The 20311-nt window shown below is 66.9% G+C and carries 21 protein-coding genes; 9 read left to right on the top strand and 12 right to left on the bottom strand.

Features of this window, described 5'->3' with window-relative positions; all coding sequences use genetic code 11:
• Nucleotides 1-13: 13 nt before the first annotated feature.
• From BAU07_RS03880 to BAU07_RS03865, 4 genes are all read right to left on the bottom strand, one after another.
• Nucleotides 14-424, bottom strand: a complete 411-nt coding sequence (locus BAU07_RS03880) for a VOC family protein (protein WP_066654305.1) — start codon at nucleotides 422-424, stop codon at nucleotides 14-16.
• 74 nt (nucleotides 425-498) lie between these two features.
• Entirely contained in the window at nucleotides 499-954 is a 456-nt protein-coding gene (locus BAU07_RS03875) for a helix-turn-helix transcriptional regulator (RefSeq protein WP_066654303.1), read from the bottom strand.
• A gap of 38 nt (nucleotides 955-992) precedes the next feature.
• Nucleotides 993-1961 carry a Bug family tripartite tricarboxylate transporter substrate binding protein gene (locus tag BAU07_RS03870; protein ID WP_066654301.1) on the bottom strand — a complete coding sequence of 323 codons (969 nt, stop codon included), beginning with the start codon at nucleotides 1959-1961 and terminating at the stop codon, nucleotides 993-995.
• Between the two features lie 61 nt (nucleotides 1962-2022).
• Complete coding sequence (locus tag BAU07_RS03865; protein ID WP_066654300.1) at nucleotides 2023-3132, bottom strand: enolase C-terminal domain-like protein; 1110 nt, start codon at nucleotides 3130-3132, stop codon at nucleotides 2023-2025.
• Nucleotides 3133-3261: 129 nt separating this feature from the next.
• On the opposite strand from BAU07_RS03865, the gene BAU07_RS03860 reads away from it, so the two are divergent.
• The 3 genes from BAU07_RS03860 to BAU07_RS03850 all read left to right on the top strand — a co-directional run bounded on the left by BAU07_RS03860 (nucleotide 3262) and on the right by BAU07_RS03850 (nucleotide 6354).
• Nucleotides 3262-4023 (top strand): GntR family transcriptional regulator, encoded by a 762-nt coding sequence (locus BAU07_RS03860; RefSeq protein WP_066654299.1) that lies wholly within the window; start codon nucleotides 3262-3264, stop codon nucleotides 4021-4023.
• A gap of 203 nt (nucleotides 4024-4226) precedes the next feature.
• Complete coding sequence (locus tag BAU07_RS03855) at nucleotides 4227-5264, top strand: uroporphyrinogen decarboxylase family protein (protein WP_066654298.1); 1038 nt, start codon at nucleotides 4227-4229, stop codon at nucleotides 5262-5264.
• Between the two features lie 133 nt (nucleotides 5265-5397).
• Nucleotides 5398-6354: a Bug family tripartite tricarboxylate transporter substrate binding protein gene (locus BAU07_RS03850; RefSeq protein ID WP_066654297.1), complete on the top strand. Its 957-nt coding sequence runs from the start codon at nucleotides 5398-5400 to the stop codon at nucleotides 6352-6354.
• Nucleotides 6355-6441: 87 nt separating this feature from the next.
• Here BAU07_RS03850 and BAU07_RS03845 read toward each other — a convergent pair whose 3' ends face one another.
• Together BAU07_RS03845 and BAU07_RS03840 are read right to left on the bottom strand one after the other, a co-directional pair.
• Nucleotides 6442-7167, bottom strand: a complete 726-nt coding sequence (locus tag BAU07_RS03845; RefSeq protein WP_084025284.1) for an HXXEE domain-containing protein — start codon at nucleotides 7165-7167, stop codon at nucleotides 6442-6444.
• 110 nt (nucleotides 7168-7277) lie between these two features.
• A complete protein-coding gene (locus tag BAU07_RS03840; RefSeq protein ID WP_066654293.1) occupies nucleotides 7278-8186 on the bottom strand; it encodes a LysR family transcriptional regulator in 909 nt (302 codons plus the stop codon).
• 97 nt (nucleotides 8187-8283) lie between these two features.
• On the opposite strand from BAU07_RS03840, the gene BAU07_RS03835 reads away from it, so the two are divergent.
• The 4 genes from BAU07_RS03835 to BAU07_RS03820 are packed head-to-tail and all read left to right on the top strand — an operon-like array spanning nucleotide 8284 to nucleotide 12016.
• Entirely contained in the window at nucleotides 8284-9210 is a 927-nt protein-coding gene (locus BAU07_RS03835) for an alpha/beta fold hydrolase (protein WP_066654291.1), read from the top strand.
• Nucleotides 9211-9220: 10 nt separating this feature from the next.
• The gene (locus BAU07_RS03830; protein ID WP_066654287.1) at nucleotides 9221-10129 is read left to right on the top strand and encodes an alpha/beta fold hydrolase; all 909 of its coding nucleotides are present in this window, start codon (nucleotides 9221-9223) and stop codon (nucleotides 10127-10129) included.
• A 37-nt stretch (nucleotides 10130-10166) separates the two neighbouring features.
• A complete protein-coding gene (locus BAU07_RS03825; RefSeq protein WP_066654285.1) occupies nucleotides 10167-11141 on the top strand; it encodes a Bug family tripartite tricarboxylate transporter substrate binding protein in 975 nt (324 codons plus the stop codon).
• Between the two features lie 17 nt (nucleotides 11142-11158).
• Complete coding sequence (locus BAU07_RS03820; protein WP_066654282.1) at nucleotides 11159-12016, top strand: polysaccharide deacetylase family protein; 858 nt, start codon at nucleotides 11159-11161, stop codon at nucleotides 12014-12016.
• Between the two features lie 44 nt (nucleotides 12017-12060).
• Here the strand turns inward: BAU07_RS03820 and BAU07_RS03815 are convergent, their stop codons facing one another.
• Nucleotides 12061-12873: an IclR family transcriptional regulator gene (locus BAU07_RS03815; RefSeq protein WP_066654280.1), complete on the bottom strand. Its 813-nt coding sequence runs from the start codon at nucleotides 12871-12873 to the stop codon at nucleotides 12061-12063.
• Between the two features lie 129 nt (nucleotides 12874-13002).
• On the opposite strand from BAU07_RS03815, the gene BAU07_RS03810 reads away from it, so the two are divergent.
• Both BAU07_RS03810 and BAU07_RS03805 read left to right on the top strand, forming a co-directional pair.
• Complete coding sequence (locus BAU07_RS03810; protein ID WP_084025273.1) at nucleotides 13003-14166, top strand: thiolase family protein; 1164 nt, start codon at nucleotides 13003-13005, stop codon at nucleotides 14164-14166.
• Between the two features lie 14 nt (nucleotides 14167-14180).
• On the top strand, nucleotides 14181-14594 hold the full coding sequence (locus tag BAU07_RS03805; RefSeq protein ID WP_066654276.1) for a Zn-ribbon domain-containing OB-fold protein: 414 nt from the start codon (nucleotides 14181-14183) through the stop codon (nucleotides 14592-14594).
• Here the strand turns inward: BAU07_RS03805 and BAU07_RS03800 are convergent.
• The 5 genes from BAU07_RS03800 to BAU07_RS03780 are packed head-to-tail and all read right to left on the bottom strand — an operon-like array spanning nucleotide 14566 to nucleotide 20290.
• Nucleotides 14566-15936 carry an MmgE/PrpD family protein gene (locus BAU07_RS03800; protein ID WP_066654274.1) on the bottom strand — a complete coding sequence of 457 codons (1371 nt, stop codon included), beginning with the start codon at nucleotides 15934-15936 and terminating at the stop codon, nucleotides 14566-14568. The two genes, BAU07_RS03805 and BAU07_RS03800, sit on opposite strands and share 29 nt — an antisense overlap.
• The gene (locus tag BAU07_RS03795; RefSeq protein ID WP_066654273.1) at nucleotides 15929-17098 is read right to left on the bottom strand and encodes a PrpF domain-containing protein; all 1170 of its coding nucleotides are present in this window, start codon (nucleotides 17096-17098) and stop codon (nucleotides 15929-15931) included. The genes BAU07_RS03800 and BAU07_RS03795 overlap by 8 nt, the downstream gene beginning before the upstream one ends.
• Before the next feature lie 2 nt (nucleotides 17099-17100).
• Nucleotides 17101-18291 carry an iron-containing alcohol dehydrogenase gene (locus BAU07_RS03790; protein WP_198168864.1) on the bottom strand — a complete coding sequence of 397 codons (1191 nt, stop codon included), beginning with the start codon at nucleotides 18289-18291 and terminating at the stop codon, nucleotides 17101-17103.
• Between the two features lie 14 nt (nucleotides 18292-18305).
• Entirely contained in the window at nucleotides 18306-19493 is a 1188-nt protein-coding gene (locus BAU07_RS03785; RefSeq protein WP_066654270.1) for an acyl-CoA dehydrogenase family protein, read from the bottom strand.
• Nucleotides 19494-19513: 20 nt separating this feature from the next.
• On the bottom strand, nucleotides 19514-20290 hold the full coding sequence (locus BAU07_RS03780; RefSeq protein WP_066654268.1) for an enoyl-CoA hydratase/isomerase family protein: 777 nt from the start codon (nucleotides 20288-20290) through the stop codon (nucleotides 19514-19516).
• Between the last annotated feature and the right edge of the window lie 21 nt (nucleotides 20291-20311).

The raw sequence follows: 20311 nt of genomic DNA, 5'->3' as shown, positions 1-20311 counted from the left end.
CGGTCCGTCGATTTCAGTCCAGTTGCTGGATCCGGATCATGTTCCCGGCCGGGTCCCGCACGCCGAGATCGCGCACGCCGTAGGGCTGGTCGGTCGGCTCCTGGACGATTTCGGCATTCCGTTCCCGCAGGCGGCGGAAGGTGGCGTCCAGGTCTGTCGCGCCCAGCAGCAGCGTCGCGAAAGTGCCCTTGGCCATCATCTCGGCGATGCTGCGCTTCTCCTGGTCGGTCAGGCCGGGCGTGGCGTTGGGCGGATACAGGACGATGGATGTGCCGGCCTGGCCCCTGGGCCCGACGGTGATCCAGCGATAGTCCGCGTAGGCGACGTCCTTGCGGACCTCGAAGTCCAGCGCGTCGCGATAGAAGGCCAGCGAAACCTCCGGATCGGTGTGAGGCAGGAAAGTCGAATGGATCGTGACGCCCATGACGGGTCTCCATGGTGTGTTGAGCGGCGCGGACCGCGGTTGTCGCGGCCCTGGCCTGGAACCAGGAAGACAGTCTAAGCGCCAGCCGTTTCGAGCGCTTCTCGATTCCTGACCGGCTGATTGCGGATGCGCCGCGTCACCTGCCTGGCGATGCAGGACGGAATACCTTCCGCCTCGCCCGCGTAATCGCGCCGGTAGACACGGGGCGGCACGCCGACCAGTTCGGTGAACCGCGTACTGAAGGTGCCCAGCGACGCGCAGCCGACCTCCAGGCAAACCTGGGTAACGCTCAGGTCGCCCCGGCGCAACAAGGCCATCGCCCGTTCGATGCGGCGAGTCATCAGGTATGAATAGACCGACTCCCCATAGGCCAGGCGGAACTGCCGGCTGAGGTGTCCCGCCGACATATGGATACCCTGGGCGAGCGCCTCGACATTCAGCGCCTGGGCGTAGTCGCGGTCGATGCGGTCGCGCACGCGGCGCAGGCGCGCCAGGTCGCGCAGGGAAGTATCGGGCGGGGAGGCGGGCATCGCCGTATGCTGCCATGCCCGCCCGGATTGCTCAAGCCTCAGTCCGCCGACGCGCCGGAAGACTGCACCAGCCCTTTCCACAACACCACCTCCCGGTCCAGGAATGCCTTGAATTCCTGGGGCGTGCTGCCCACCGCTTCCGACCCCTGGGTTTCGATCGATTCACGCATTTCGGCGCTGCGGGTTACCTCCACGATGTTGCGCGACAGCGCATCGACCACCGCCGGCGGTGTCCCGGCCGGTACGAACACCGCGTTCCAGGTGGCGATTTCAAAGCCCGGCAAGGTCTTGGCGATGGGCGGCACGTCCGGAATCTGCGGCGCCGCCTTGCTGGTCGTGATGCCCAGCGCCTTGACCTTGCCGCCACGGATGAAGGCGAGCGCGTCGATCAGCGGCGCGAACATCACCTGGATGTTCCCGCCGATGAGATCCGACATGGCCGGCGCGGCGCCTTTGTAGGGCACGTGGGTCATCTGGACCTTCGCCATGCTGGAGAACATCACGCCGCCCAGGTGCTGGGACGTTCCCGGCCCACCGGAGCCATAGTTGAGCTGTCCGGGCTTTTCCTTGGCCAATCTGATCAGCCCGGCCACATCGTTGACCGGGAGGCTGTTGTTGGCGACCAAAACCAGCGGCGTGTGGGCGATCTGGGAGACGGGGATGAAGTCGGCCAGGATATCGAAGGGCAGCTTCTTGAAGAGTGCGATGTTGGCGATCGACGTGCTCGTTCCCATGAACAGCGTATAGCCGTCGGGGGCGGACCGCGCCACATAGTCGCCGGCGATATTCCCGCTGGCGCCCGGCTTGTTCTCGACGACGACGGGCTGGCCCATGGCCTTGGTCAAGCCGCGGGCCAGGATACGCGCCACGATATCGGTGCTGCCGCCGGCGGAAAACGGCACGACGATGTTGACGGCGTGGTCCGGGTAGGCGGCGCTTGCGCCGCCCGCGTACAGGGTCAATACCGCCGCGCAGGCGGCCGCAAGGCCATTTTTCAAGCTACGCATGTCTTCCTCCTTTATGGGCCTTGACGGCCTTATCTGCTTTCCTGGTGGGACGGCCGCCTGTCTATGACAGGACCGCCACCTGTTTCCGCTTGATCAGCTCGAAGTCGATCTCCGCGCCCAGCCCGGGTTCGGTCGGGGCGTACACATAGCCATCCGCGTCGGCCTGGATGTCCTGCACCAGGCCATACTTCTGGGCGCCATCGGGCAGCAGCACCTCGAAGAATTCCGTGTTCTTCAAGGCCATGATGACGTGCAGGCCGGCCACGTTGTTCAGGGAATTCCCGCCATGGTGGACCTCGTAATTCATGCGGAAGGACTCGGCCAGGTGCGCGGTCTTCATCATGGTGGTGATGCCGCCCTTCAGGGCCACGTCGCCACGCAGGAAATCGGTGGCCTGCTGCAGCACCCAGGGGGCATAGGAGTCCAGCCCCGCCGCCGGGAACTCGGTGGCCATGACGGGAATATGCAGTTGCTGCTTCAGCTTCACATAGTTGTAGACGTCCGCGTCGTGCAGGGGATCCTCGTACCAGTAGTAATTCAGGTCCTGCAATGCGCGCCCCACCCGCACGGCCTCCGGATACTGGTAGCTCCATGCCGCATCGAGCATGACCAGGTAATCGTCGCCGACCGCTTCGCGCACGGCCTGGCAAACCTTGATGTCCTCCTGCCAGGGGTGCGGCGGATGGATCTTGTACGCGGCCCAGTTGAGCGATTTGTAGTGCAGGGCCTCTTCCGCATAGGCCTGGGGACTGTCCAGGATCATGGAGCTGGCGTAGGCCTTGACCCGATCGCGGTAGGAACCGAGCAGGCGATGGATGGGCATGCCCGCCGCCTTGCCGCAAATGTCCCACAAGGCGACGTCGCAGGCGCCGACGGTGCGCACCGTGGTCGTGCGCGCACGGCGCCAGAGGGCCTGGTGCAGGCGTTCGCGATCCAGCGGGTTCTGCCCCATCAGGATGGGCTTCAGGTACTTGATGAGGTTGGGTCCGTCCAGGTCGCCGCCGTAGTAGGCGGAGCCCAGGAAGGCGTGTCCGCTGATGCCCTCGTCGGTTTCGATCTTCAGCAGGCCGATCTTGCTGGAACCCGCGAACTTGCCGGTGTGGGCGGCATAGCTGGTGGGCGGAATATCGTCCCAGGCGAACAGCGTGAGGGTGACGTCGACAATCTTCATGGGTTCCCCGTGCGTGGTGAAAAGATGACAGTGCTATAGTCCTGTATAGGACTTAGTGTCTGGCAAACACCGGCCGCTGTCAACAGCCGGGGCACGGTCCAGCCGATTGCTTGGGGATAAACTGTCGCGATGCCGAAGACCGCTTCCCACCCGCTGCCTCAGGTTCGCCTTGCCGGCCCGGACGGCCTGCCCAAATACCTCCAGTTGAAGAATGCGCTCGCCCAGGAAATCGCCGCCGGGCGATGGGAACCCGGGCACAAGCTGCCGGCGGAAGACCAGTTGGTGGATGCGACGGGGCTCAGCCTGGGAACGGTGCAGCGAGCCCTGAGGATGCTGGTCGACGAAGGTGTCCTGATCCGACGCCATGGCGCGGGCACCTATGTGGCCAAGCGCAAGTACCCGATGGGCGGCCCGTTCCAGCATTTCCGCTTCGTGGACGACACGGGCGAGGGCATCCTGCCCATATACACCAGCGTGCTGCGCCGCTATGAGGTCGACCAGGCGGGGCCTTGGGACGATCTGCTGAAGAGCGAGAAAATCGTCTGTATCGACCGCGACTTCTCCATCAATAACGAGTTCTCGCTGTACGTGCAGATCTATTTCTGCAGCATCCGTTTCCCCGAACTCGCGTCGGTGCCGCCGGCCGAACTCAACGGCGTCAGCTTCAAGGACCTGCTGTCGCGCAAGTACGGCCAGCCCACCGCCTCGTATACCGAGCGCATGAGCGTCCACAAGCTGCCGCCCATGGTGGTGCAGGCCCTGAAGCTGCCCCGCAACACGGTAGGCGTGCGGCTGGATATCGTCGCGGCAGACCAGAACGGCGACGCCATCTATTTCCAGCATGCCTATATCCCGCCGAACGGCCGGCAATTGCTGATGCAGGACCATTGAAGCGCGGTCATCCATCCGGATGACCCCAGCGGCGACGCGCATACCGCGTCGGCGCCGCCGGCAGGACGAGGTGCGCCCGCGGCAACGTGCCGGCCGCGGGCGCCCAGCACAAATTTGGCTCAAGTTAAGGCCCCGCTCAATTCATGCTCTATCGCATATAAAGCGAGGTTGTCCTCTATGCCTCATACCGTCCGGAGTTCCCCATGTCCCTGCTTCTGCCCACCACGCTCGTCGGCTCCTACGCCCAACCCGATTGGCTGATCGACCGCAAGCGCCTCGGCGATCGCTTTCCGCCGCGCGTACGCGCCCAGGAACTGTGGCGCGTGGCGCCGGAATGGCTGGAGCAGGCGCAGGATGACGCCACGCTCCTGGCCATCCGCGACCAGGAGACGGCGGGACTGGACATCGTCACCGACGGCGAGATGCGGCGCGAGAGCTATTCCAACCGCTTCGCCACCGCACTCGAAGGCGTCGACATCGACAATCCGGGTACCGCGCTGGACCGCAGCGGCCATCCCAATCCCGTTCCCCGCGTCGTTGGCAAGATCCGGCGCAAGCATCCGGTCCAGGTGCGGGATGTGGAATTCCTGCGGGCGCACACCGATCGGCAGATCAAGATCACGGTGCCGGGGCCCTTTACCATGTCCCAGCAGGCCCAGAACGATTTCTACGGCAACGAAGCGGACATGGCATATGACTACGCCGACGCGGTCAACGCCGAGATCCGCGACCTCTTCGCGGCCGGCGCCGACGTCGTGCAGATCGACGAACCCTATATGCAGGCCCGTCCGGAAAAGGCGCGCGAGTACGGCGTCCAGGTGCTGAACCGGGCGCTGGAAGGCATCCAGGGCCGCACCGCCGTGCATATCTGCTTCGGCTATGCCGCCGTGATCCATGCCCGGCCGGCGGGCTACTCCTTCCTGCCCGAGCTGTGTGCGTGCTCGGCACACCAGATCTCGATCGAAACGGCACAGTCGAACCTGGACTGCGCGGTGCTGGAATCGCTGCCGAACAAGCAGATCATGCTGGGCGTGCTGGACCTGTCGACCAACGAGATCGAGCAGGCCGAGACCGTGGCGGCACGCATCCGGCGCGCCCTGCCCCACGTGCCCGCCGAACGGCTGATCATCGCGCCGGATTGCGGCCTGAAGTACTTGCCACGCGAAGTGGCCTTCGGCAAGATGAAAGCCATGGTGGAGGGCGCGAGGATCGTGCGGGCCGAACTGGCCGCCGCCAGCTGAGCCCAAACTACTCATCACCGGCTCCGGAGCCGGCCCCGCCGAACCGGTCACCGCCGGCTCCGGACGCGGGCTTCCGGCCTATCCGGCCACCCGCACAATAACCCTAACGCAGCATGGCCAAGGTGCCCTCGCAATGATCCGCAAACTGATTGCGCTGTCCCTCGCGCTCCTGGCGCCGCTCGCCGCGGCCCAGGATTTCCCCACCCATCCCATCACCATCATCGTGCCGGTTCCGCCGGGCGGCATCGTCGACCTGGCGGCGCGGCTGACCAGCGAGCCGCTGACGAGCGCCCTGGGCCAGTCCGTCGTCATCGACAACCGCGCGGGCGCCAGCGGCAACATCGCCTACGCATTGGTGGCCGCGGCCCCGCCCGACGGCTATACCCTGCTGGCGTCGTACTCCATGTACCACGTTGGCAATCCGTCCATGTTCACCGGACTGCGCTGGAGCGCCGAATCGTTCAAGCCGGTCGGCATGGTCGCGGTGGCGCCGCACGTGGTGACTGTCCATCCGTCGTTGCCCGTGCACAACCTGAAGGAGCTGGTCGCCTATGCGAAGGCGCATCCTGGCGAAATCAACTATGCCTCGCAGGGCAGCGGGTCGGTCCCCCATGTAGGCACCGAAATGTTCAAGCAGATGACGGGCACGGACATGGTCCATGTACCGTACAAGGGCTCCGGCCCGGCCATCCAGGACGTCCTGTCCGGACGTGTGCAGTTGTTCGTGACGACGCCGCCTTCGGTGATCGGCCATGTCCAGACGGGCAGGCTACGCGCCATCGCCGTCGCGGGCGCGGCGCGCCATCCCATGATTCCCGACGTGCCGACGGCGGCCGAACAGGGCTATCCGGGTTTCGAGCTGGACGCGTGGGTAGCCCTGTTCGCCCCGGCCAACACGCCCGACGCCGTCGTGCAGAAGATCAGCGCGGCGCTGGAGACGGGCTTGCAAAAGCCCGAGGTCATCAAGACCGCTGAAGAAGCCGGCGTGCGCGTGAGCTACCAGAACCCGGCGCAGCTTGGCGAGACCGTGTCGAAGGACACCGCGCACTGGTCGCAGGTTATCAAGTCGGCGAACATCACGGTGAACTGAACGTTGTCGGGATCCGGATCGGCATCGGAGCGCGCGCAGGCGCGCGCGTCGGTCGAGACCACCGCCGGGCTACCCGGCATCCCGCCTTCAACGCGCCTGCGGGAATTCCGCTGAGCCCTGCCGCGCACCGCCGACGCTGCCGGCGAGCAGGGCGATCGCGATTGGCGCGCCCATGTTCAGGATCTGGATCGCCGCCAGCGGCATGGCGCCGATCCATCCGTGCAGAAAGGCCAGCAGCGATCCCATAAGTACCGCGTGCGTAAGCACCCCACCCGCCAGGATCGCGGCGACGCCGGACCGGCCGATACCCGCCCGCAGGCCCACCCGCAAGGCCCACAGGCCGGCGGGCACGAACAAAAGCACGGCCGTCAGCAGTCCGGGGTTATAGGCTTGCGCCTTCAGGGCGCCGGCCACATGCATGACGGCGTTGACCAGCGGAATGCCGTAGGCGCTCAGGGCGATGAGGGGTTTTCGGAGCCCGAAGACGGCGGCCAGCACCGATGCGCCCCACACCGAGCCGACATTGACCGTCGTGATGAAGGACAGCGGGATGGGACAGCCCGCCACATCGGCATACCCCATCGCGTCGCACAACCCGCCGCGGAAAGCGTAGTGCACGCCCGCCATATCGATGCCGTGTTCCTCGAACTGATGAACCATGTATAGCGGCAGCCCGAATACCGCCAGCCACGCCGGGTCATGCCACCGGGACGCGACGCCGGGGGTGCGGAACCGGTCCGTGAGCAAAAGCAGCGCGAGGAATATCGCGGCGAGCGCGATTCCCATCCATGGCCAATCAAGAGCGAATGACATCGGTTCGGCTGGGGTCGTTTGAACCGTCGCATTCTAGAACAGGATGCGTCCGGGCGACGATGGCTTCGCCGCGACGCAACGGCATGCCGCCGGCACCAGCGGGGCAGCCTTCAATGGGCGCGGGCTGGGCGCCGCCGCCGGGGCGCAGCGCCGTCCGGACAGCACGCCAGGAACGCCCGCAGTATCGGCGAGCTATCGCCCTTGCGCCACGCGATCGCGATATCGGCCGCGGCGTAGTCTTCCCTGATCGGGCGATACGCAACCTTGCGCCCATGCAGGTTCTCCATGGTTTCCGGCACCAGCGCAACACCCGCCCCCGCGGCGACCATGCCCAGCACGGATTCCATGGGTTCCGCCTCCTGCACGACGTTGGGAGCGAAGCCCGCGCGCCGGCAAACTTGCAACGCCAGGCGTCCGAAGCCACGGCCCTTGGCCCACGGCACCATGATGAAGTCCTGGTCCGCGAGATCGAGCAGCGACAACCTGCGGCGTGCCGCCAGGGCGTGGTCCGCGGGCAAGGCCGCCAGAAGCCGCATGCGGGTCAGCTGGCGGGTTTCCAGGTCGTCGTCGCTGACGGGCAGCACGACCAGGCCTACGTCGATCCTGCCCTCGATGAGCGCCGCCTGGTGATACGCCAGGTTGAGCGGGTTGAGGACCAGCTCCACTTCGGGATGACGGCGACGAAACAAGGCCAGCGCATCGGGAAACAGATAGGCGGCGGTGCCGCCCAGGCCGAGGGAAATCTTGCCGACCTGGCCCGCCGCCACGCGCCGCGTGGAGGCCACGGCCGCCTGCGCCGCCGCCACCAGCGCGCGCGCCTGCTCGTAGAAATGCTGGCCGGCAGCGGTTAGCCGGACGTACTGCTTGGAACGCTCGAACAAAGGTGTGCCGATCTCGGCCTCCAGCAGCATGATCTGGCGGCTGACGGGCGGTTGCGAAACATGCAGCAATGCCGCGGCGCGCGTGAAGCTGAGTTCTTCCGCAACGGCCAGGAAATACCGCAGTTGCCGCAGTTCCATGTAATACCTTTTCCGCATTACGGCAGTGCCAATTATATATTGGACGACTTACGGCTACGTTCTTAATCTGGCCTGGCCTCGACTCAGGATCGACGACATGAGACAGCCCGTCCCGCCGCCCGCCAGTGAGAACCCGCGCCATGCCTTGCCGGAAGGACGCTGGGTGGACGTGGCCGGTGTGCCCACCCGCTACTTCGAAGCCGGCACGGGCCAGCCGGTCGTTTTCATCTACGGCGGCAATTTCGGCATGGCCGACGGCGCGTCGAGCGCCTACACCTGGAACCTGAATCTGGGGCCATTGGCCGGGGCCGGCTATCGCGCCATCGCCTTCGACAAGCTCGGCCAGGGCGAAACCGGCAATCCGACGCGCGACGAGGACTACACCATGCAGGCGGTGGTCGACCATGCCGCCGGCTTCCTGCGCGCGCTGGACCTGCCGCCGGTGCACCTGGTCGGCCATTCGCGCGGAGGCTACGCGGCGACCCGCCTGACCTTGGAGCACCCGCACGCGGTGCGCACGCTGACCATCGTCAACAGCGGCACGCTGAGCCCCGGCGTAGGCACCAACGAAGTGGTGCTGTGCAACCCGCCGCATGCGCGCGGCAGCCGCGAGGCGGTGCGCTGGGTCTACGAAAACTACAGCCACGACCCCGGCGTGGTAACCGAGGAATGGGTGGACGCCGTCATGCGGATTCTGTCGCTGGAGAAGTATCGCCACACCGTCCAGAAGATGGTGGGCGAAGGGCTGGCCGAACGCGTGTTCCTGCCCGAACTGGCCCGGCAAAAGGGGCAGACGCTGCGCTGGCTGGACGAAGGCCGGCTGCAGCGCCCGGTGCAGGTCGTATGGGGCTACAACGACCGCACGGCGGTGCTGGAACGCGGCATGGAGCTATTCCGCATGGTGTCCCGTCACCAGCGCGACGCGCATTTCCATGTCATCAATGAGTCCGGACATTTCCCGTTCCGCGAACATCCGGCGCAGTTCAACGCCCTGCTCGCGCGCTTCTTCGCCCTGCAGGCGTGAGGGGGACTCCATGAACACTGCATCCAGGACCGCCGCCACCTTGCATTCCCACACGCTGCAAATCGGGGGCCTGGCCGCCCGCGTCGTACGCAACGGCGACGCCAATGCCGGGACCGGCGCCGTCACCCTTTTCGTGCACGGCGGCGCGCCCGGCTTGACCCCCTACAGCAGCGGCGCCCACATCTGGGGGCCGGCGCTGGATCGCTTCGCCCGGGATGGCGCGGTGCTGGCGCTGGACCTGCCCGGTTTCGGGGGCAGCGAGGCATCCGCCGCGCCGTACGGTATCGAAGCCATGGCCGATCACGTCGACGCCGTCGTGCGCGCCACGGGCGTGCGCCGCTGCCACCTGGTGGCGCACGACACCGGCGGCCTGGCCGCGCTGCTGCTGGCCTGCCGTCGACCCGGCTACATCGACGCAGTGACCGTGGTGTCATCGGTGGCCGCGGCGCCCACCGGCGACGGCGTGGAAAACGTCGCGCTGGCTCATCCGCCGCGGCCCCTGGGTTCGCCGGAATCGCAGCGCTGGGCGCTGGAGCGACTGTCCTATTCGCACCATCACGTACCCCAGGTGCTGGACGAATGCGTGCGCGCCGCGCAACAGGCCCCGCAGCAGACAGCGGTCGCCCGCATGGCCGACCCCGCCACCCGGCGAGCCTGGAATAGCTCCGTGTCGCGCGCCAAGGCGCGCTTGTTCGAGCTGTGCCGCGAGGCAGGCGTGCCAGCGCCGGTGCAGGTGGTCTGGGGCACGAACGACCCGACCGCCACCGTGGATCAAGGCGTATGGCTGTACCGCATCCTGGCGCAACGGCAGCCCGTGGCGCATTTCCATCTGGTCAACCGGGCGGGCGCCCTGCCCTTCCGGGATGAGCCCGGCGCCTTCCACGCCATCGTTTCCGCGTTCGCGGACGCCGTGCGCTGAACTGGCGGCCCAAGCCCGCCTGCAAGGGGAATACACCATGAAGCGATTACTGGGAACCTGCTTTGCGCTGATGGCCGCGCTTCTCGCCATGCCGGTCGCGGCGGCCGATTTTCCGGACCGTCCGATACGGCTGATCATGCCCTTCAGTCCGGGCGGCCCCACCGACATGGTCGCGCGCGTCCTGGCGCAGCACGCGGGCCAACGCCTGGGCCAGCCCATCGTGGTGGAAAACCGCGCGGGGGCCAACGGCATCATCGGCACCGGCGCGGTGGCCACGGCGGCGCCGGACGGCTACATGCTGCTGCTCGCGCCGACATCCCATACCATCAATCCCAGCCTGTACAAGAAGCTGCCCTATGACACCGTGCGCGATTTCACCTCGGTGATCTACATCGGCAACTCAGCCGGCCTGGTACTGGTCGTCGGCAACCAGGTGCCCGCCAGGTCGGTGCAGGAGCTGGTCGATCTGTCGCGCAAACCCGGCGCCTCGGTTGCCTATGGGTCGGCGGGCAACGGCAATCTGCTGCACCTGGCCGGGGAATACTTCAATCGCGCGACCGGCGCGCGCATGCTGCATGTGCCGTACAAGGGCGCGGGCGCCATCATCGCCGGCTTGTATTCGGGCGAGATCCAGGCCGCTTTCCTCGGCCCGCCGCAGGCCGCCGAGCTGATCCAGGGCGGCAAGCTGCGCGGCCTGGCGGTCACCAGCCCGAAGCGCATTCCTCAGTTGCCCGAGCTTCCCACCATCGCCGAATCCGGCTACCCGGGATACGACTTCGACGGCGGCATCCAGGCCGCCATCTATGCGCCCACGAACACGCCCCGCGCGGTGATCGCCACGCTGAACGAGGCCTTCAACGCGGTGCTGAAGGAGCCCGAGATCCGCGACCGCTTTGCCACGCTGGCGCTGGATATCGCCGGTGGTCCGCCCTCCGTACTGGACAAGCAGGTGGCCAACCGCATGGCGCTGTACTCGGACCTGCTGCGGCAGGCGGGTATCCAGCCGGAATGAAAGTAAAGGAAATCACGATGACCAAACCCGCTTCCCGCTATCCCCGCGCATGGCAATGGCCGGGCGGCGAACACGTGGCGGTCTCCGTCAGCCTGGCCTTCGAATCGTTTGTGAACCACAGCCAGATCACGCTGGAGAAGACCGCCAACAAGACCGACCATTTTTCGCTCAGCTATGCGGACTATGGCGCCAAGGCCGGGATCTGGCGCCTGATGGACCTGCTGGACGAGTTCGGCATCAGGAGCAATGTCTCCACCAATGGCCTGGCGGCCGAGCGCCACCCGCATGTCATCCGCGCGCTGGTCGAGGCCGGCCATGAGATCGCGGGACATGCCTGGGCCAACGACGTGCTGATGCGCGACGACGACCCCGCGGCGGAATTGGAAGAGATCCGCCGCTGCACCCGCGTGCTGACGGAAACGGCCGGCCGCGCACCGCTGGGATGGACCAGCCCCGGCAGTGCCGGTTCGGTCAACACCCTGGACTTCCTCAAGCAGGAAGGCTATCTGTGGAACGCCGACGATGCCAGCGACGACCTGCCCTTCATCCGGCAGACCGCGCACGGTCCCATCGTCATCATGCCGCGCACCAACCTCCCCCACAACGACCTGTGGATGTGGGTATGGGGCCGCAATCCGCCCGGCATCATCTGGGACGGGTTCAAGGACACCTTCGACGAGCTGTACCGTGAAGGCAGGTCGGGCCGGCCCAAGTGGACGGAGATCACGCTGCACGCCCACATGGCGGGCCGTCCCACGCTGATCCCCACGCTGCGGCGCTGCCTGGAATATGCGCGCGGGCACCAGGGCGTATGGTGGGCGACGAAGTCGGAAATCGCGGCGTGGACGCAGCAGCGCGAGGGAGCGGCGGCGTAAGGCGGACCGGCTGCGCCGATGCCCGTCCGCGTACCGCTTACCGCTTACCGCTTCGCTTCCAGGCTGTCCTCGGCGTGCAGCTGGGCCTTGATATCCCCGGTTGCCTTGGTGAGCACGGCAACCTTCTGGCGCAGGTCATTGCCGGACAGCCGCTTCTTCAACGCCGACACGCTCAGCGCGCCAACAGGCGCGCCGTGCGGACCGAAGATGGGCATGGCGACCGCGCGTATGCCGGGCACTTCCAGGACCTCGTTGATCAGATACCCTTCGCTGCGCACATGTTCGATGCGCGCCCACATGTGCTTCACATCGAACGTCGGGTAGTCGCGCGCGATGCGTTTCCTGTTGACCTGGTAGATGCGCTCGATCTCGTCGTCCTGCAGGCCGCTCAGGAAAGCCACTGACCCCGCGCCGATGTTCAGCGGCCGGTGCCGCCCCACGTCCAGCACGAAGGCCTTGATGGGATAAGCGCCTTCCGCCCGGCCGGCACAGACGCCATCGAAGCCGGACCGTATCGTCAGGAACACGGTGTCGCCCGTCTCCGCCGCGACCCGTTGCAGGAAGGGTTGGCAAACGTCGCGCAGGTCGAACGACGAGGCCGCCGCCAGCCCCATTTCGTAGACCAGAGAGCCCAGGTGATACTTCTTGGACCGCTCATCCTGGCGCACGATGCGCTCGGTGACCAGGGCTTGCAGGATACGGTGCGTGGTAGGCCGCGTCAGGCCGGAGGCCTGGTACAGGTCCACCAGGCGCATGCCCCGACGGTTCTCCGCCGTGATGAGCTTGAGCAGCGCGGCACAGCGGTGAACCATCTGCGTGCCGGTGCGGCCATCCTCCGTAACTTCCTCGCTCTTCATCGAATCTCACTTTGTGGACAACCTGAAGCCTCGGATCGCGATCCGCCGGCCCATAATAAAGCCGAGCTTAATTCGCTTCGGCAAAAAGAGTCCACATTAAGGGAGACCGATGAGGTGACGACTGCAACCTTGGACACCAGTACAGCGCGGATTTCCGCGGTGGTCGGCATCGGCCACACGGACTGGGTGGAAGACTACCGGCGCGTGCGCAATGGCGAAAAACCGCACGACTCCTATGGCTATGCCGCCGCCGCCTTCCGGCGCGCGCTGGAGGACGCGGGGCTTGAACGCGACGACGTGGACGGCCTGATCGTCGGCCCCACCACGGCCTACGAACGCATGGGCGAGATCCTCAATATCGACCCGCGGTGGGGCGGGCAGGCGGACGCCGTGCAGGCCGTTTTCCAGGCCGTCATGGCGATCAAGTCCGGCATGGCCGAGGTCGTGGCCCTGGTGTACGGCAACGACCAGCGCTCGGCCGCGGTGCAGTACGGCGGCCCCGAAGCCATGGGCGGCGGCGCCTTCCTGTCGTACGTGTATCACAGCCCCTGGGGGCTAACCTCGCAGGGCGCCCTGTATGCCCTCATGTTCCAGCGCTACAAGGAACTGCACGGCATCACCGACCGCGACCTGGGCCAGGTCGCGGTCGGCCAGCGCCAATGGGCCAACCTGAATCCCAACGCCATCATGCGCGGCAAGACGCTGAGCCTGGACGAGTACCTGGCGGTCAAGTACATCGCCGAGCCCTTGCGCATGAACGACTACTGCCTGATCAACGACGGCGGCGTCGCACTCATCATCATGGAAGCCGGCCGCGCGCGCCGGGCCTCGGACAAGGCAGTCATGATCCAGGGCCTGGGCCGCAGCGACCTGAACCACCACGCCACCAGCCTGGGACCGCGGTTGATGGACTTCTACCTGCCCGCCCAGCGCCGCGCCGCCGAACAGGTGTACGCGCAGGCCGGCATCGGCCCGGACGAGATCGACGCCCTGCTGGTCTACGACAGTTTCAGCCCGCACATTTTCTTCGCGCTGGAAGGCTTCGGCTACTGCGCGCCCGGCGAGGCGGCGCGCTTCATCGCGGACAATGGGATCGGGGTGGGCGGCGCGCTGCCCGTCAACACCCACGGCGGCCATCTGTCCGAATCCTATATGCAGGGTTGGAGCCACCAGGTCGAGGCCGTGCGGCAAGTGCGCGGCGGGCTCGGCGAGCGGCAGGTGCCCAATTGCCGGGCCGTGCAGTATGTATCGGACGTCGCCGGCAAGGCCATGTCCATCATCTATGGACGTTGAAGGAGGCCACGACCATGAGCAAGACGCCCCGTCTCTATTCGCCCTACGATGCCCCCATGTGGGAAAGCATTGCAGAAGGCCAAATGAAGCTGCAACGCTGCCCGGAGTCGGGCGTGTTCCGCTATCCGCCCGGCCCGATGTGCCCGGTCAGCCTGAGCATGGACTATGAATGGGTGCCGATCTCCGGCAACGCGAAAATCATTTCCTGGACCGTGTTCCACCGGCAATACCTGCCCGCCTACCCGGCGCCGCATCTGGTCATTGCCGTGCAACTGGAAGAAGGCCCCATCATGGTGTCATACATGGACCACGGCGAACTCGGCGACATCGGCCTGGATGCGCCGGTGCGCCTGGTCTATGCCGATCATCCCGATGGGTATCGGGTGCCGAAGTTCACCCTCAAGCCAGAGCAGGCAGCCGCCGCATAAGGTCCCGCACCGGCAGGGATGCCAGGTCGAAGGCGGCCTCGAAGAAGGCATCCCCGTCCTCCGCGGCGCCGGCGAAGCGCAGGCAATCGCGCCATTTTGCGCACAGTTCCTCGTCGGTCAAGGGGCAGGCGCTGGAGCCCCGAAGCTGGCGGATTTCCTTGTGCAGGACCGCGCCGGACGCCAGGGTAATGTCGAGCCTGTTCCAGCGCGGCGTCGGCGCGCCGTTTGCCTCCGCGCGCGTCACCTTGCGCATCAGGCTTTGCACGGCCGGACGCCGCACCGCTTCGTCGGTAAAACTCGACAGGCGCACGTGGCCGTCCAGCAGTGCGGCCGCCATGGCGTATTGCATGCTGAACTTGCCCTCCAGCCCGGTTTGCGGGTGGTCATGGATGAGCGGCACCATGCCGCGATGATTGGATGTCACATGGACGGCGCTTACGGCGTCCGCATGCAGGCCCTGCTCGTCGCGCAGGTCCAGCATGCCGTCGATGCAGCGGTGGGCGGCATAGCACATCGGATATTTCTTGACCTCGATGCCGCTGCGGTCCAGTTCCAGTTCCGGCTGTCCCAGGTCGGACAATACCGGGGTAAGGTCCTCGCCCTTGCCGTATAGGTGGCTGAAACCCTCCGCACCGTCCAGCGCGTCGGGCGCGCCATCCGCGCCCAGCTCGGCCAGCACGGCCGCGCGCACGGCGCCCGCCCCGCAGTGCCCGGCCTGGAAGGACTTCGCCATGGAGCCGAAATTGATGCGCGACCCGGACGCCTGCGCGACCGCGAGCCCGATGGCATTGACCGTCTTCGCCTCCGTAAGCCCCAGCAGATGGCAGCACGCCACCGCGGCGCCGATTCCCCCGAGCGTCGTGGTGGCGTGCCAGCCCTTGGCGTAGTGGTCCTGGACCATCGCGCGCGCGAGCCTGACCATGACTTCGAAACCGACCACATAGGCGCTGGCCAGCCGGCTGCCGTGCAGGCCGCGCGCCTGCGCGAGCGCCAGCAGCGGCGGCAGCAGGGCGATGCTGGGATGGCCGCGCAGCGGGCTGTTGACGTCATCGAAGTCCAGCACATGGCCGGCCACGCCGTTGTACAGCGCCGCGTCCTCTACCGGCAGTGCGGCGCCGCGTCCCCACGCCAAGGCGCCGCTGGCGCCACCGCTACGGCCAGCGACATAGCGCCACACCACCTCCGATACCGGTTCCGCGCGGCCCGCCAGGGCAACGCCCACGGTGTCCACCACGGCGCGGCCAACCTGCCGCACCTGCGCCGGGCTCAGCCGTTCCGGGGCAAAGCCGCATGAGAACCGCGCGATCCGCGCCGCTGCATTCGAAGTCCTGGCTTCAGGCATGCGACCTCCCGCCCATCCCGTTCCTGACGAAGAGCTCGCCCCGGGCGATGCGGCGGGCGGTTCGCTGCAGGGTGGCCCTGGTAATGACGGTATCCGCCGCGTCCTGCCCGGCGCGCGCGCCGGCTTCGACCGTGATGGTGCCGCATGGGTGGCCCAGCCGTATCCTGCCCTGACCGCCGCCGCGCACATAACGCGCCGCCAACGTGCCCGGCACGCTGCAGGCCATGCCCACGGCTGCGCTGACCGTCGCGGCCAGCGCCTTGCTGGTCGCCGACGTGGAGTACTGCCGGCAGATCAGGTCGACATCCCGGCCATCCACGAGTTCGCCCGTGGTGTAGGCGCGGTAGGACCGTGGCGCCTGCACCGCGATAAGCATGGGCGTCGAGGGAGCCGCGCGCGCGTACCAGTAGTCGCCCAGTCCGGTAAGAAGGGCGACGGTCTCGCGTATGGCCTGCATCAGCCGCGTCAATCCCGGATTGCCGTCGATCTCGTCGGGCGTTTCGACCCCCGTCATGCCCAGGTCCTCGGCGGCCACCAGGACGATGAGATTGGGACCGTCGACGACGGACACCTGCAAGGGCCCGTGCCCCGGCACCTCGATGCGGCTCAGCGGTGCGCCGAGCGGCAAGAGCCTGCCCGTGATGGCGCCCGTGGCGCAATGGAAATCCAGGTCGATGGGCGCGCCCGTGCCGGGTACGCCGCCGATGGCGAAGTCGCCTTCCTCCAGGACGGCGCCATCGTGCATCGGCACGGTGGCGACGATGATGCGTCCGGTGTTGACGTTATGGATGCGCACCGTCGCGCGGTCGCCCTGGGTCCGGACATAGCCTTCGTGGATGGCATACGCGGCGGCGGCCGCCGTCAGGTTTCCGCAGTTCAGGTTGAAATCGACCTCGGGATGGCGGATGCCGACCTGGCCGAACAGATAATCGATGTCGGCGTCCGGCACGGTCGGCGCGCCCATGATCGCTGCCTTGCTGGTCAGCTTGTCACCGCCGCCCATGCCGTCGATCTGCCGCGCATCGGGGCTGCCGAAGATCTCCAGCAGCAAGGGCACGAGTGCGGCGCGCTCCGCAGGCAGATGCGTTCTGGGCAGGAATACCCCCTTGCTGGTGCCGCCCCTATACACGCTGAAGGGGATCGTGGTCTTGCTGCTTTGCATGGCTAGGTCACCTCATCCAGGATGGCACGCAGTCGGTCGCGGTGGCCGGCCAACTCGCGCGCGCGGTCGGCATTGAAATTGAACAGCGAGGCGTCCAGCGCCTGTTCGCGATCCAGCTCGGAAACGCCCTGCAGCTTGTGCGGAACGCCAAGCGGTTCGAAGATCCGGCCAACACCGTCGATCAGCGCCTGGGGCGATGCGGCGGCTGCGCCGGCCAGCCCGAGGGCCTGCCCCATCTGCTCGATGGCGTCCGGACACAAGGCCGCGAACTGGCGGATGGCGGGCGCCGTCATCACGGCATGGGCCGTACCCTGGTCCAGGCGCGGCACGCGGTTGAACAAGGCGGCGCCCAGCGCATAGACAGCGCGCGCGATCCAGTGCGCGTCGAAGGGACGCCCGCCGTCGTCCTCGTCGCGGTTCTGCAGCAGGGCGGCCGCGCACATGTCCAGGCGCGGCTGCGCGTCCAGCGGATCCGCCAGGCACGGCAAGGCATGCCGCGACAAGGTATAGGCATGCAGGCGCGCGGCCTGCACCAGGGGGTTGGCCTGCCGGATGGCGCCGGCGTTCATCAGCGCGCGCCAGTACACCCCCAGCCCGGTCGACACGGCCAACGCCGGCGGCGCGGTCAACAGAGCGGCCGAGTCCCAGAAGATCGTGACGGGCCGTGTCTTGGGGTCGAAGAACTCCAGGCGCGCGCCGCCATCGGCGCGGCGTAGGGCCGCTCCGCCCCGATCCTGCGCGGACGTGGGCGCCGTCAGTACATTGAAGATCGGCGGTTTCGGCTTCAGCAGCCGTGGGCTGACCGGCGGTGCATTGCTGGAATAACGTGTCGCCAAGTCCTCCAGCGGACGGTCCTCGCCCAACGCGATCGCGACGACGCGCGTCGCCTTCAGGACGCTGCCGGCCCCGATGGCGATGAGCAGGTCCGCCCCCAGCGCCCGCGCCTCGGCCGCGGCCTGCCGCACATCGTCCAAGGGCGCGTCCTTGCGCATGCCGGTATAGGCGCCCGCGTAGCGGCTGCCCAGCACGCCGCGGACCCTGTCGAGCAAGGGCGTGCGGGTGGCCACGCTGTGGCCACAGACCACGAAGGCGCGCCGCGCATCCAGCCGGTCCGCTTCGCGTGGCAGCATGTCCAGCACATCGTCCCCGGCGTGCAGGCGCACGCCGGAAGACAGGGAGGAAAAGCGGCCCACGGGCGCCATCCGCTTCAGGCCGACGGCAAGCCGCCGCGCAGGAGTTCGCGCGCGACCACCCAGCGGTGTACCTCGCTGGGGCCCTCCACGATGCGCATGACCCGGCACATGCGCGAGATGTATTCCAGCGGCAATTCCTTCGACACCCCCATGCCGCCGAACAACTGGATGGCCCGGTCCACCACGCGGGTAATCATCTCCGTGCCCTGCACCTTGACGATGGAGCCATCCAGCCGCACGTCCTGGCGGCCTTCATCCATTTTCCAGGCCATCTGGTATACGAGCAGCCGCACCATTTCGATTTCCTGATAGCTGTCGGCGATCCACCACTGCACGGCCTGGCGGTCGGCCAGGGGCGCGCCGAAGGTGACGCGGGTGTTGGCCTGTTCGATCATCATGTTCAGGCAGCGCGTGGCCAGGCCCAGGCAGCGGGAAGCGATTTCCAGGCGGCGCACGCCCAGCCGCTGCGACAGCGGGCCGAAGCCCGCCCCCACTTCGCCCAGCACCTGGCTGTCGTCCAGCGTCACGTTGTCGAGCACTACCTCGTACGGGTGGTACTCGCCGATCATGGGGAAGGAGGTCGGAATGGTCAGGCCCGGCGTACCCTGGTCCACCAGGAACGCCGTGAATGCGGATCGCTTGTCCGCCTTCGGGTCGGTAACCGCCATCACGATCATGAAATCCGCGCGGCGCGCATTGCTGATCCACAGCTTGGTGCCGTTCAGCACCCACTTGCCGTCCTTGCGTTCGGCACGGGTCTTGATGGCCGCCGCGTCCGACCCGGCACCCGGTTCGGACAGGGCCAGGCAGCTTTTCTTTTCGCCGCGCGCATAAGGCAGCAGGTAGCGGTCGATCTGCGCCCCCTTGCACAAGGCCTTCAGCATGAAGAGGTTGGGGCTCTCCGGCGGCAGGACGAAGGGCACGATGCTGTGCTTCAACTGCTCGATGACCAGGCATTTGGTCAGCATGCCGAGGTCCTGTCCGCCGAACTCTTCCGGGACGTCGATGCCCCACAGTCCGATCTCGCGCGCCTTGGCTTGCAGGGTGGCATCCAGCTCGGGCGGGATGAGCGGCGTGTCGGTGAAGCCGCGCTCGGCTTCCCGCCGGATGATCAGGCCCTCGTGCGGGACGAGCTCCTCGCTGACGAAGCGCGCCACGGTATCGCGCACCATGCGCGACGAGTCGGGCAATTCGAAGTCCATATATGCTCCTGTATTCGGCTTCAACGGCCCTTGTAGACCGGCGGACGTTTTTCCTGGAACGCCAGGCGGCCTTCGATGCGATCTTCGGTGTCGCGCAGCAGGCCAAAGACATAGCGCTCATGGTCCAGCGCAGCCGGCAGCGGCATGTCCATGCCCTGGTGCACCAGGCGCTTGATGGCGCGGACCGACAGCGGCGCGTTCTTGGCGATGCGCCGCGCGATCGCGCGCGCGGCGGGCAGCAGCTCGTCGCTGGGCACTACCTTGCTGACCAGGCCGATGCGCAAGGCCTCGGCGGCATCGATGCGGTCGCCCGTCAGCAACATCAGCATGGCGTTGGAGCCACCGACGGCGCGCGGCAGGCGCTGGGTTCCCCCGGCGCCGGGAATGCTGCCTATGCGGACTTCCGACAAGGCGAATACCGCGTTCGGCGACGCGATGCGGATATCGCACGCCAGCGCAATCTCCATCCCGCCGCCCATGGCATAGCCGTTCACCGCGCAGATCAGCGGCTTGTCCGTGTCCAGGCCTTCCAGCAGGTGGTCCGAATGCGGCCGGCCGAAGGCCAGTTCCGCGAAGCTTTCCTTCGGCGGCATCGTCTTTTTCAGATCGGAGCCGGTGCAGAACGCCTTGTCGCCGGCGCCCGTCAGCACGGCGACGCGGATGCTGTCGTCCTCGTTGATGCGCCGCCACGCCGCATGGAGTTCCGCGCGCATCTCGGGATCGATGCTGTTCATGGCTTCAGGGCGATTCAGCGTCAGCGTGGCGACATGGTCTTCCACGGTGATATCCAAGGGCATGGCAAGGCTCCTCATGGTTCT

The sequence above is a fragment of the Bordetella flabilis genome, assembly GCF_001676725.1.
GTDB lineage: Bacteria > Pseudomonadota > Gammaproteobacteria > Burkholderiales > Burkholderiaceae_B > Bordetella_C > Bordetella_C flabilis.
This window is presented reverse-complemented; position numbering and strand designations above follow the sequence as displayed.